Origin of the sequence: [Flexibacter] sp. ATCC 35208 (assembly GCF_001975825.1) — a bacterium.
GTDB lineage: Bacteria > Bacteroidota > Bacteroidia > Chitinophagales > Chitinophagaceae > Chitinophaga.
Genome location: NZ_MTKN01000036.1, coordinates 1 through 13,994 on the forward strand (window position 1 = coordinate 1; position 13,994 = coordinate 13,994).

Below are 13,994 nucleotides of genomic sequence, written 5' to 3' on the forward strand. Positions count from 1 at the left end.
ATTTTTAAACATGTTCTTACTCAGATGTACGGCAGGGTATTCGTCCTGTGCTTGCAAGGCTTGTAAAGGACTACAACGACCTCGCTGTATGGCTGGTGAACGAACTCGTGCCTTTGCTCATGCGAAAAGAAACTTCTGAAGGGTTGCACAATGACATCGCTAATATTCTTGGCAATGAACTCGTGGGGCACCTGCATGATATCGATAAGGCTACTGCTTTAAGACTCACCTATTCCAACTACCGCGCTACACAGGCATTTGGTGTACTTGTATTGGAAAAATATATTCCACCTGCAGAATTAACCCTCAAACAGGTGATCGCTACCGGCAATCATGAACTGAGAGAAGTACGTGAATGGTGCTGGCGTTTTTATGAGCAGCAACTTCCACGTATCCGCTACGAGAGGGACGATGCTATCGGTTTACTGGATGCAAAATGGGATGATACCCGCACATTCGCCATGCAGTTTTTCCGTACCCACTTCAGGGATGAAGACTGGTCGCCGGAAACCCTCGTTGCCATTGCAGACAGCGTGAACCCAATCGTACAGGCTTTTGGCAGGGAATTGCTGACCCGTTTCTTCAAAGCAGAAGACGGTCTCAACTACCTCCTGAAACTCAGTCAGCACCCGGGCGTAAGTATGCAAACCTTTGCGACCAACTACCTGGCTCAATATGCAGCTGGTGAACCGGATCGCTTGCGGGAACTTGAGTTTTATTTCCGCTCTGTATTATCCAGGGTCAATAAAGCAAGAGTGGCCAAAGAACGCATCTTTGCATTCCTGGAACAGGAAGCCCTGAAATCGGACGAAGCTGCGCAATATATTGCGGTGATCATTGCACATATCTCTGCAACAGTGGCTATTGGCGACAAAGCACGTTGCATTCAGATCATGCGCAACATCCACGAACAATATCCGGATATTACGCTGCCTGTTCAATTTATTGCTATTCCTGAGCATTCATCTTAAACCCTGATCACATGTTATTCAATTATAGATATAGCGGCAGTACGCAGGTATATAGCAATGCTACATCAGCAGGAATTTCATTTTCACCTGATACCCGGCGTGAGCCTACTTTCTTTAACGAATACAGAAATAAACAACAGGTACTCACGGACATGCGTAAAGCCCGCATGGCTGCCGCCAAGGCAAAACGTGCTGAGACCAAAAAACGGAATGAAGAGAAACGCCAGCAGCGCGCCGCAGTCTGGGCAGAAGAAAAGTCGAAATCTATCGTCTATCTCGGTGAAGACGTTTCTGCAGGATTAAATAAAACCTCCTCCAATACTGAACTGCTACAGCGCTTCGGCCTCCCGCTGCTTCATGATGCCGTACAGCTCTCCGCAGCTATGGGCATTACCCTCGGTAAACTACGTTTCCTGGCATTTGACAGGAAGGTAGGTACTATCTCCCATTACAAGCGCTTTTACCTGCCTAAGAAGTCAGGTGGCCGCAGACTGATCTCTGCTCCTATGCCACAACTAAAAGCTGCACAGTACTGGGTGCTGGAAAATATCCTGTATAAGGTACCCAACAGCGAAGCCGCACATGGTTTCGTGCCGGGCAAATCCATCGTGACCAATGCAACTAATCACGTAGGTCAGGATGTGGTGATCAATATCGATCTGAAAGACTTTTTCCCGACAATTGAATATAAACGTGTGAAAGGGCTCTTTATAAAACTTGGTTACAGCGAACAACTGGCCACTATTCTCTGCCTGCTATGTACTGAGCCCGAAGTAGACCAGGTAGCCCTGGACGGCCAGGAATATTTTGTGGCCAATACTCCCCGGCACCTGCCACAGGGTGCGCCCAGCAGTCCGGCCATCACAAACCTTATTTGCTATGGTCTGGACAAGCGTTTTGAAGGTCTGGCTAAAAAGTTTGGGTATACCTACTCCCGCTATGCAGATGATATGACTTTCTCTACCAAAGGCGAACCTGCCGACAAGATCGGTCAGTTACTCTGGTCAGTAAAGCAGGTCGTGAAAGAAGAAGGCTTCCACCTCCATCCTGATAAGTTGAAGGTAATGCGCAAAGGTGGCAAACGGGAAGTAACCGGTATTGTGGTGAATGAGAAACTGAGCCTGGACAGGGATACCCTCCGTAAATTCAGGGCCTTGCTCCACCAGATCAGCGTATCCGGATTGGCTAATAAAAAATGGGGCAATGGAAACATCATTAGCAGCATAGAAGGTTTTGCCAACTATGTAGCCATGGTAAAACCCGAAACCGGACGCCTGCTAAAAGATAAAATCAGGTTACTCCTGAACAGGGACGATATAAAATCCCAGGCACGCACTTTGATGACGGGTGCACCGGCTCCTGCTTCTGAAAAAAATCCGCCCCAAAAAGGAGATGATAATTGGTGGAATGTGGTGTAAACACTAGCTTCTACTCCGAAAAAACGCTTTTACACAGGGAAAGGCGTTTTTTTGTTGTTTAAACAACATTTTCTTTTTGTTAACAGATCATTAACTATTTCCTCTCACAATTGAACTATTTTGCGTCATCAACTGTTAATTTTTTAGTTGATCACACAAGCGAACTATCCTCTAATTTCGTTATCAAAAACTATCAGCATAGTAATCTCCGTTATCACAAAACAAATCACAATGAAAAAACATAGCAATGGGGGTCCTTTTATTACCTAAACTGTACAAGCAATTGTAGCTATCCACCCCAAAATTAATCAGTTTCAGCTCATTGCCTGCTTCTTAACTCTGATACACCATCTCATGGACTGGATTTACTGTACAAGCCGGGAACTTGTCGGTAAGTCTACGAAATGTTATGTTCCGTTAATTTAAAATATCGGTACATGAACCTACTACAACGAATCGTTACCACTGGTTGCAGTAACGTGAAGGCAACTTCATTGCAGGAGGTTGAAGACACACAACGAATTATCCGCTTCGTGAATACATTGTGTCTGACCTGTGCTGCTATGTCCTTATCCCTCAGTTTGTGCTGTCACTACCTGATTGGAAACCAGATCATTGTGTGGCCAGCCTTCGCAGAAGCCGCTGCCTTTGTCACTATCATTTGCGTGAACTGGGTGGGAAGGCATACCCTCGCCAGCATTCTCCTGATCATCGTCAGCAATGTGACCATTCAATATTACAGCGCCGTCATGGGGCGGGTCACAGAATTTCATCTTCTATTTATTTTCTTGATTGGTTTATCATTGCTATTATTTCAGCGACCTTTTCTGAGAAGGTTAGCTATTGGTATTACTATTGGGTGTTTTATGGCCGGCGAAATCAATATGTACTTTGGTTTCTATCCGCCTGCCATAAATTTTTCCACTGTTTTTCCTGTTGAATTCGTGATTCGCTGGGCGACCATTCCATCCATCCTGATCCTGGATATGATGGTGTTCACCTTTTATATTAAGAATGCAGATAGACTACGGAACCGCGAAATGACACAGGTACGGAAAATGCTGGAAACAGTCAGGCTACAAAATTCGGATCTGGAAGAGCTCACGGCCAAACTGGCCAGGGCTACAGATGCCAAGACTGTTTTTGTACGTGAAACCAGTCACGAGATCCGGACCCCGCTGAATGCCATCTTTGGTATCAGTCAGCTTTTGCAACTCAAAGTAGCGCAGGACAGAAGCCTCGCTCCCATCCGGCTACTGGCCGATCACCTCTACGCCGCCAGTTTTAATACCAGGGAAATCATTAACAATGTATTAGAGTTTTCACGGATCGAAGCCGGCAAGGCAGATACGGCGCAAAACTCCTCGCTGGATATCAGGGAATGGCTGGACAATGTGGTGAATATACACCAATATATAGCAGGGGTTAAAATGGTCCGGATCCGGTATAATATATCAGAAGAAGTACCGGAATTCCTTTTCCTGGACAAAATGTTGCTCACGAAGATGCTCAATAATCTCCTGTCAAATGCGATCAAGTTCACAGCGAGTGAGAGCAATGTCTCCATTCATATTTTCCCTAAAGGAGAACGGTTGAATATCACCGTGGCCGATCAGGGAGAAGGGATCAGCGAAGAGAGGCAGGCTACTATTTTTGATGCCTTTGTATCAGAGCGGAATATATTCCTGGAAGGTACTGGTTTGGGCCTGCACATTACGCGTCACCTGGCGGAAGCTATGGGTGGCACTATTGATGTGAAGAGTCAGATAGGCATTGGTACGACCTTCACGGTATGTCTGCCGCTGGAAGGTGCAGCAGGCTTGCCGGGTAAAGACCTGAAAGACTGGCCGGAAAGAATGATGAACCTGAATGCCGCCAGCATCCTGATTATAGAAGATGATAAAATGAGTCAGATGGTTTTATCACGGTTCCTTTGTAGTTTGGGTAGCAGGGTTACGCTGGCCAGCGATGGTGTGGAGGGCATGCTCCTGGGCAGGGCTTCAAAACCGGATATCATTATCCTGGATGCGCATATTCCGGGCATGAGCGGCAAAGATACACTTACTCATATTCGCAAAGATGATGTACTGAAAAATGTGCCGGTCATCATCGCCAGTGGAGATGCATTTAATGAAGCCAGTGAAGAAATGATCAATGCGGGGGCGAATGAATACCTGGTAAAACCTATTGAGTTCAAGGCATTGCATGCCACACTTACGAAATATATTGAGTAAAAAAGGGGATTCACCTACAGGGATGAAAACCATTTTCAGAGAAAAAGAGGCCGTATTACTCATGATACGGCCTCTTTTATTAGGTACCACCCTTTTCTGCTTAGAATTGCACCCAGGCAATATTTGCAGTTTTTGTCTCCCCCTTTCTTGTGATCAGCAGCGTCACATACTGGCTTTTCTCCTGCCTAAAATCACTGGCACCCAGCATGGTATAGTAGCCTTTGTAGGTTTCAGGGGTACCAAAGAGGAACATCCTTTCGCCGGCACTATTATAACAAACGGTATTGGCATCGGTAAGGTAGCGCAATGCTTTCTTGTCGGTATACACACCACCCGGATCCAGGTATTGCAGGTAATCATTGAAAATGATAAACTTACCACGTGCTGTGGTCAGGTAATCGAATGACAGGTAAGGCGTGGTATTCAGGGCCTGAATCCTGTTGCGGAACATCCATTGCCCTTTCTTTCTGCGGTGCAGGAACATAGGGTCATAGAGACCATTCGCTACCTGCATCTTGATTTGCGCCATACCTGATTTTACCGCACCTGCGCTATCCAGGGTCATGATACCAATATCATTCATATTGGTATGCATATTATTCCAGGCATTGGCATTGCCGGAACTGAACAGACTTGTATTTTCCAGCAGCAATGTGGCAGTACCGTCATCCGCTGTCAATAGCTGCTGCGGTACACCTGAATAAGTAGCGCTGATCTGATCCGGCGTTACTGCCTGATGCCGATATTCTTCTAATGTGCCGGCATCCAGGTAACTGAGCGTCATAGCTACACCTGGGGTTTTGGTTCCTTTGCCGGTAGCATTGGTTAGTAGTAATACGAGTTTCTGAGCCGCAGGTATATACTGGATATTTGCATGGATGTCCTGCATATTCGATGTGTAAGGTAGCAGCTGGTGCTTCACCTCTGTATTATGAATACCTGATACGGCTACCATGCAGGCAGTATCCTTTGGATTCTTGCGGATGCGCAAAGGAGCTGTGACCAGATATACCTGATCGTTGTGCACGGCCATGTCCAGGTATCCGTGATAAGGGTAATCTGCTGAAGGCAGGTAAGTAGTACTATGCCCAATTTGCTGATGATCAGGGGAATACTGATAAACCTGTACCCGTTCGCCTGGCGTTTCCTTCCGATCCATTTCACCGCCGGCAAATGCAGCAATGGCATAATAGCCGCTACGCGGGTCTTTGGCCACATAGAAATCGTGTGAGGCAAAGTTGTCCTGTACGACAACATCCCTGTGCTGGATAGTAGGCAGTTCGCCTAACTGATCTTCCTTTACTAACTGACCGGTTTTGCCATCCAGTATCAATCTGTATAGACGTGGCTTGTACTTAACCAGTTGCTGGAGAAAGATGACTACCTGGTTGTTTATTTCATAGATACCATCTATTTCTGTGTCATTCAATGCGTTTATATCGAACAGTTGACCAGTTACCGTATCGGTTGTAGCTATCTTGTGCTTTGCATCGTACATGTTGACGATAATACCTGCTTTTTTATCAAAGTGCAGGTAAGCTGTATAACTGTTGTTGAGGAGTAGAATCTTATCAAATCCATCTCCTGGTTCAGGGAAGTTATTGCTAAGTTGTACTTGTGGTACCTGCGCGGAAAGTTGTGATGCAAATAACACGGCAAGAAGGCTGGTGCCTTGCCAGAAATATCTCATAGGTAAAAAAAAGGTTATGAATGTAAATGTATAATTAATTTCCCAAATGTTTAATGAGAACATACTGATTGTTTGCCCTTTATCCTTTTTTACTTGTCCTTTCGCCCCTTTTATTATATTTATGCATTATTATTAACAATTGAATGATATAATGAGAAGCAACAAGTTCTTACTTTTTTGTCTGTTAGGAGCAAGTCTGGCGGGTCCTGCATTAGCACAGACAGAAGCCCCCAAATACGATCCGCACGCGGCTTTTAATCCACTATTCTACTCTTCAAACGGCAATGAGTACCGCAGCGCTTCCGGTGCTCCTGGCCACAAATACTGGCAAAACAGGGCAGATTATGTCATCAATACTACCCTGGATACGGGTACGCACAGATTGACTGGTTCCGTAGCCATTACCTACACCAATAACAGCCCTGATCAGCTACCTTTCCTGTGGTTACAGCTGGATCAGAACATTTTCAGGGAAGATAGCCGTGGTTCTGCTACCGCAGTAGTCACTGGTGGTCGTTTTGCCAACAAGAGCTACACCAAGGGTGATGAAATCAAATCGGTGAGTGTAGTGAGCAATGGCAAGGCTACCCCTGTCAGGTATTTAATCAGCGATACCCGGATGCAGATCTTCCTGCCTAAGCCACAGGCTGCGAATGGCGCTGCATTACAGATAAAAATTGAGTATGCTTTTGATATTCCGCAATACGGTACTGACCGTATGGGGCGCTTAACTACCCAGAATGGCTGGGTGTACGAGATTGCCCAGTGGTATCCACGCATGGAAGTATACGACGATGTACTGGGTTGGAACAGCATTCCTTACCAGGGAGCGGCAGAGTTCTACCTTGAGTATGGCAACTTCGACTACAAGATTACCGCACCTGCAGGTCTGGTCATAGTAGGTAGTGGTGAACTGGTGAACAGCGCCCAGGTACTGACTGCTAAAGAACAAGCGCGTCTGGCACAGGCTTATAAAAGTGATAAGACTGTGATGATCAGGGATAGCAGCGAAGTCGCAAAGCCTACTGAATCACGCAAGGGGAACCTGACCTGGCACTTTGTATGTAAAAATGCAAGAGACGTGTCCTGGGCAGCTTCCAAAGCATTCGTATGGGATGCGGCACGACTGAAACTGCCAAGTGGCCGTAAGGCACTGGCACAGTCAGTATATCCGACCGAAGCGATCAGGCGTCCGAACGGCTGGTTCAGATCTACTGAATTTGTAAAAGGTTGTATCGAGTTTTACTCCAAACAATGGTTTGAATTTACTTACCCTGTAGCCACCAACGTAGCTGGTAGCATTAGTGGTATGGAATATCCGGGTATCGTATTTTGTTCCTGGAGAAGCACCGGTTCCGGTCTATGGGGTGTAACCGATCACGAATTCGGTCACAACTGGTTCCCGATGATCGTGGGTAGCAACGAACGTAAATATGCCTGGATGGATGAAGGCTTTAATACGTTCATCAACCAGGGTTCTACTGAAGCATTTAACAAAGGAGAGTACTACACACCGATGCAGGTACAGAATACCGGCCGTGGCATGTTTGGCACAGATCCTATCATGACGATTCCGGATGTGATCCAGAACAGTTACCTGGGTACGGCGGCTTACTACAAACCGGCTGCGGGTCTGACTATTTTGCGTAATTATATTCTTGGCAAAGAGCGTTTTGAATTTGCATTCCGCACTTATATCAATCGCTGGGCATTCAAGCACCCGACTCCATGGGATTTCTTCCGTACGATGGAAAATGCAGCTGGTGAAGACCTGAGCTGGTTCTGGCGTGGTTGGTTCCTGGAAAACTGGGCACTGGACCAGGCGGTAAAAGATGTAAAATATGTAAGCGGTGATCCTGCCAAAGGCGCCCTGATCACCATCGAAAACCGTGACCAGCTGGTAATGCCGGTTGTACTGGCGATTACCGACAGCAATGGCAAAACAGATACCGTGAAACTGCCTGCTGAAGTTTGGCAACGTTCCGGTACCTGGACATTTAAATATAACTCTGCTACCAAACTGACAGGGGTAGTGATCGATCCTGCGAAAGGCTTACCGGATATAGATCCTTCCAACAACGTATGGAAAGGTGAAGTGCGTAAAGTAGCGACAGGTACCACCGCAACAGATGTGATCAATCGTTATTTTGCTGCGATCGGAGGTATGGACAAACTGAATGGCATTAAGGATCAGTCAATGTCTGCTATGGGTAGTGTACAGGGTACAGAAATATCCATGACAAAGAAGTACAAATCTCCTGATAAGTACTACATGGACATCTACATTGCTGCCATGGGTGCACATGCAAGCCGCCTGATCATCAATGGCGACAGCGTGGTTGCTGAACAAATGGGTAACAGGATGCCGGTAGATGCAGACATGAGGAAAGAACTGAAAGGTAGCCTGGAACTCTTCCCTGAAAGGGAATACCTGAGTGATGGCGCTAAGCTTGTGCTGTCTCCTGACTTCGAACAGGTGAATGGCAAGGATGCCTATAAAGTAACTGTGACTGAAACCGACGGCGAAGTGATTGAACTGTATTTTGATGCGGCTAGTTATTACAAGGTGAAGTCCATCAACAAGCAGGGCGACCAGATAACCGGTATGCTGGAATTCAGTGATTACAAAGACGTTAGCGGTATTAAATTCCCATTCACCCTTGTCAATACAATTGGTGGCAATCAGCAGATCAATTTTAAGGTGAACGAGGTGAAGGTAAACAGTGGTCTGAATGATAGCGAGTTTAAATAATTTAATATCTAACTCGTTTTAAATATAGTAATTTGCATGAATCGCTTCTGCCTATGGTAGAAGCGATTTTTGTATGTAGCATTTATATATAGTTCGTTATATTGCAGCAAATTGATAAAGCTCAACTAATTAGGATGAGTTTGGCCGTGCTGTAATAAACACGAAAGCGAATGCATATCAGAGACACACTTACAACTATTACACACACTGGAGCGCAAGTGGATGACCTGGATCTGCGAACACGTATTATCAAGGTGAATACGATATCGCTGATCATTGGGTTGTTAGTTACTTTTTTTGCATGGTTCTTTTATGCTATTTCGGGGAAAATGGAAATCCTTATCGCGGCTTCGCTGGAGGGGTTTGCTTATTTTTCTATTATATGGATAAACAGTAAAGGTAAATATGATCTTGCTGCCCTTTTGGCCCAGTTAATTCCCAATATCGCTACACTTTATTTTGGTATCATATTATCGGCTGTGATAGAAGCAAGTCTGCTGGCTATTTTTCTGATTGGTACCAGTTTTCTCATTATCAAAGACACGAAGTACAGGATAATATCAGTTGCATTGACCATGGCTGTGGTGATATTACTGCAGGTCAATGATGAGATACATTTGATAACGCCATTGACCTTTGGTATCACCAATCAGCGTATTATTCACTTCTCTGCTGTTGTAGTTGTATTTAGTCTCAATATACTTATCATCGCATTTTATGTGAACCAGAATGACATATTGGTGGCGGAGCTACGGGAAAGAGGGGAAAAGCTGGAAAAGGCCAATGACTACAAGAGCGTGTTCGTGCGGGAAACCAACCACGAAATCCGCGTACCGCTGAATGCCATTCATTCTATCAGTCAGCTATTAGTCATACAAAGTAAGCAGCAGCAAGAGCTTGCGCCTATCCGTGCTACGGCGGAACACCTGTGTGCGGCGAGCTATCACGCACTGGAAATTATCAATAATGTACTGGAATTATCAAGGATCGAAGTTGGTAAGATCCATGAGGTATTCCGGGAACCGTTTGATGTCAAAAACTGGATTGATAATATTGTGATCACCAGTCAGTATATCGCAAGAAATAAAGGGGTGAAAATCGCGCTGGATTACGACAGGCAGCAGATGCCTGCACAGATCTGCAGTGACAAAGTGAAACTGACACAGATCGTTAACAATATCCTTTTCAACGCCATTAAATTTACGGCTGATAATTCTACTATATTCATCCAGGTGTCTACCGAAAAGAACATTTGTTATATCCGCATCCAGGATGCGGGTCAGGGTATGGATAAGGAGCAGCTGGAAAAGATCTTCGATCCGTTTTTCACCGGTAAGAGTGATTTCTCAAATGGTACAGGGTTAGGGTTGCATATTGCGCGTTACCTGGTAAGTTTGCTGGGAGGCGCGATCACAGCGGACAGTTCACCGGGGAAAGGGACTTTGTTCTGTATTGCCTTCCCGCTGGTGGCCTTTGAAGGGAATAAACCAGCACAACCGGTGATGACGGAAATGCCGCCCCTGCCCTCTTTTACGAACATCCGCATGATGATAGTGGAAGATGACCAGATGAGTCAGATCTACCTGACGCGTTATTTGTCAAGTCTGGGGTGCCGCCTGCAAACGGCTTCTACCGGTCAGCAGGCATTGAATGTGATGCAGGAGCAGCCACCGGATATCATACTGCTGGATAGCCATCTGCCAGATATGGATGCACACACGTTACTGAAGCAATTAAAAATTATACCCCATTTAAAAGATATTCCCGTTATTATCACCACAGGTGATGTATTTGAAGAAGCCAGGGATGCGCTATTGAATGCAGGCGTAGCCGGCTATGTTACAAAACCCATCGATTTCAATGTACTGACCCAGGAGATCAATAACTGTCTCAAGCTTCCCGCCCTGTTTTAATCTCTCTACTTGCCGTATCTTCACGTTATATAATGTTGGTTTACAACCCGTAGTATGCTGTCAAATACTCAGCCTTCACCAGGCTCATAGTCGTTTATGCCGTACTTATACTTTTGAATGTCTTCTCTTGTGCTACTGCGGAGTTCCGCAGCACTATCAGCAACTAATCCAGGCTTGTTTTTCTTTCACTCATAAAACACACACAAGTATGAAGACTATTAACGTTCCGCAGCTTTACTGTCCTTTTGAGTCAAGGATCAGTCCATTTGTAGACAAGGTAGACAGACACACTACCAATTGGCTACACCGATTTCAGCTCCTGTCAGGGGAGGAATTGTACGGGAAGTACGCGAACTACAAGTTTGCCTGGATGACCTGCAGGACTTATCCGGATGCAGATTACGATTTTCTTTGCGCGGCCAACAATCTGAACTCCCTGCTGTTTGTTATGGATGATTTGCTGGACCATGCTTCATCAGAGACCGCAGGTTATAGAACCGCGGATTATGTACAAGGTATCATTGGGGGTTTTGTAAATGTATTACGACTCAACAAGCGGGTGCCTGTTTCTGTAAACCCGATCATGGCGGCATTCAGTGACTTTTGGGAAAAGATGCGCCGGTTGAGCAGTGCCTCCTGGCAATGCCAGTTTACCCTTAGTTTGAAGGCGGTGTTTGAAGCGGGCATGTGGGAGATCGAAAACTCCCGTGCACAGCGGCATCCGAGTATGTTGCAGTACATGAAAATGCGACCTTATTTTGCGGCGGCCAACCTGGCTACAGATCTGCTGGAAGTAGCTACCAAACAGAATCTGCCCGTTTTTGTGTTGCAAAATGAAGATTTCCAGCGCCTGGTAGAACTGGCGCGCAGAACCATCTGCTGGTCAAACGACCTTTTCTCGCTCTCTAAGGAATTGGAGCATGGGGATGAGCACAATCTGGTAGTAGTTATTGAACACGAAAGAAACATTTCGCTGGAACAGGCCATAGAAGAGACCGCCCGGATACACGACCGGGAGATTGCACAGTTCAATGAATTAAAGGCACAGTTACCTACTTTTGGTATCAGGATCGATACTGCCATCCAGGACCACCTGGATGCAATGGGCACCATGCTAAGAGGGTTTATGGACTGGTCAATTTATGACACAGCAAGATATGAGTTCAATTATGTAACGGAATAAGGTTACACTATTTTGCGAAAACCCGCTTCAAAGCGGGTTTTCGCTATGTTCTGCCCGCTTGATTATCAATATTTTTAAGTTATAGCTAAATTTGTTTTGGGTGATGTTTAATATTATTTTATATATTTAATGTTATTGTAACGCGGGAATAATAATCCCTTCCCGCTATTGTAGCGATTGGTTCCCCTGTTTCCCAGGTTGCCCAGGTATAAAATTTTGTAAACTTTAGAAAGTTTTAATCATATAATCCTGCATCATGAAAGTATCTGCTATCAGTTTTCCCAGCGTGTTCGAGTCTGCGTATGGTAACACAGAAAACTCCTCAAAAGACCTGTTGAATGGTTTAAAAATCAAAAAAGACGATAACTGGTACATAGTTGGTAACCTCGCCAGAAGAGGCGGCATCAACCCGGGGCGTATTACGAATGCGGCTCCCCAGGAAGATGACTATGAAATACTCTTCAAAGCCGCGCTGGTTAATGTATTGGACAAGGTGCAACAACCCTTGTCTATCACCATGGGATTTCCATTCTCTACCTATAATATTTACAAGGCCGCCGCAGAACAATTCCTGAGTAAAAGACATTTTCTGATAGAATATGATACGCAGACTTTCAACAACAAAGGCACGATCAAAAAAGGGATGCTGGATATTGAACGTTTTGAAGTGATTCCTGAAATAGTGGGTGGTATTATCGGTTTGAAGAAGACCCTGAATGAGCCTAAGAATGACAACTTTATTGCAGTGAGCTTTGGATTTGGTACTATCGAAGGAGGTCTGGCTACCGCCGATGGTTTGATAAACCGTACCTGCTTCAGTTCTCACGGTATCAAATATGCCATTAACAACCTGGCCCGTGAGCTGAATAAAACATATTACCTGGATATGAAAAATGAGCATCAGCTGGACGATGCTTTCATGAAGGGTTCCATCTTTACCAACCGCAAACGCATTGACCTCAAAGAAACGCGTAAAGCCCTGCTGAAGCAGTATTACAAAGAAGTAGTATCTCCGCTGATGCGTAATTATTTCACAGACCAGGATTTTGAAACCTGTAGCAAGATCTACCTGATGGGTGGCGGTGCACATTATCGTGAACTGACGGATTGCTTCCTGGAAGAATTTAAGGATTTTATTCCTGTAGATGTGGCGCCAGATCCTGAAAACCTCGTGAGTATAGGTTACCTTTATAACTCACTGCGTATCTCAGATGATAAGCATCAGCGTAGTGTGGGCCTGGACCTGGGCAATGCCTCCTCTATCATTTCTGTGTTTGAAGATGAAAATATATCTGCGGTTTCAAAAATATGATGTGTCTGCAATAATTGAAATACTCAAAAACGCCTTCCGGAAAGGCATGTTCGTGATACCGAAAGAAGTGTCTGTACAGGGCGCTATCGAATCTCCGATTCCGGGCCGTATAGATGGCACTGTTCGTGGCGATGTGCGTACAGACGGGTTGCTGACCATAGGCAATACCGCCAGTATAAGAGGTAATGTGTACGCGACAGATCTGATCCACTTCGGCAAAGTATATGGTGATATCTTTATCACCAATAAGGCGGTGATCAGTAATAAAGCCTATATAAAGGGCGATGTGACGGCATTGATATTGGAGCTGGAAGAAGAAGCTGTAATAGAAGGGGCGATCCGAAAACATGTAAATGATCTGGAGAACGCGGTACCCCTGGATACCGAGCCAGAACCGGACCTACCTTTGCCTGTGGAAGAGGAAAAGCCGACCAGTTGGTTTTAAAATATTGAAGGGAAGGGGTATCAAAAATAAATAATCCTTCTCAGAATTACTTAAAGGACTACCTATCTTCATTAGG

Annotated in this window: 9 protein-coding genes; 8 read left to right on the plus strand and 1 reads right to left on the minus strand. The window is 45.3% G+C overall.

Annotation, left to right across the window (positions count from 1 at the left end; translation table 11 throughout):
* Positions 1 to 47: 47 nt before the first annotated feature.
* The 3 genes from BW716_RS21150 (at position 48) to BW716_RS21160 (ending at position 4,623) form a co-directional block, all read left to right on the plus strand.
* A complete protein-coding gene (locus tag BW716_RS21150; RefSeq protein WP_143708946.1) occupies positions 48 to 971 on the plus strand; it encodes a hypothetical protein in 924 nt (307 codons plus the stop codon).
* A gap of 11 nt (positions 972 to 982) precedes the next feature.
* On the plus strand, positions 983 to 2,389 hold the full coding sequence (locus tag BW716_RS21155) for a reverse transcriptase family protein (protein WP_083725697.1): 1,407 nt from the start codon (positions 983 to 985) through the stop codon (positions 2,387 to 2,389).
* 437 nt (positions 2,390 to 2,826) lie between these two features.
* On the plus strand, positions 2,827 to 4,623 hold the full coding sequence (locus BW716_RS21160) for an ATP-binding protein (protein WP_179091209.1): 1,797 nt from the start codon (positions 2,827 to 2,829) through the stop codon (positions 4,621 to 4,623).
* Positions 4,624 to 4,723: 100 nt separating this feature from the next.
* Here the strand turns inward: BW716_RS21160 and BW716_RS21165 are convergent, their stop codons facing one another.
* Positions 4,724 to 6,313: a hypothetical protein gene (locus BW716_RS21165; RefSeq protein WP_083725700.1), complete on the minus strand. Its 1,590-nt coding sequence runs from the start codon at positions 6,311 to 6,313 to the stop codon at positions 4,724 to 4,726.
* 151 nt (positions 6,314 to 6,464) lie between these two features.
* Here BW716_RS21165 and BW716_RS21170 point away from each other — a divergent pair, with 151 nt between their 5' ends.
* From BW716_RS21170 to BW716_RS21190, 5 genes are all read left to right on the plus strand, one after another.
* Positions 6,465 to 9,065, plus strand: coding sequence for a M1 family metallopeptidase (locus tag BW716_RS21170; RefSeq protein ID WP_179091210.1), 2,601 nt, complete (start codon positions 6,465 to 6,467; stop codon positions 9,063 to 9,065).
* Positions 9,066 to 9,235: 170 nt separating this feature from the next.
* The gene (locus BW716_RS21175) at positions 9,236 to 10,978 is read left to right on the plus strand and encodes an ATP-binding protein (protein WP_083725702.1); all 1,743 of its coding nucleotides are present in this window, start codon (positions 9,236 to 9,238) and stop codon (positions 10,976 to 10,978) included.
* A 208-nt stretch (positions 10,979 to 11,186) separates the two neighbouring features.
* Positions 11,187 to 12,161, plus strand: coding sequence for a hypothetical protein (locus BW716_RS21180; protein ID WP_083725704.1), 975 nt, complete (start codon positions 11,187 to 11,189; stop codon positions 12,159 to 12,161).
* Positions 12,162 to 12,417: 256 nt separating this feature from the next.
* Positions 12,418 to 13,473, plus strand: a complete 1,056-nt coding sequence (locus tag BW716_RS21185; protein ID WP_083725705.1) for a ParM/StbA family protein — start codon at positions 12,418 to 12,420, stop codon at positions 13,471 to 13,473.
* A 1-nt stretch (position 13,474) separates the two neighbouring features.
* Positions 13,475 to 13,918 carry a polymer-forming cytoskeletal protein gene (locus BW716_RS21190; RefSeq protein ID WP_179091211.1) on the plus strand — a complete coding sequence of 148 codons (444 nt, stop codon included), beginning with the start codon at positions 13,475 to 13,477 and terminating at the stop codon, positions 13,916 to 13,918.
* Positions 13,919 to 13,994 lie beyond the last annotated feature (76 nt).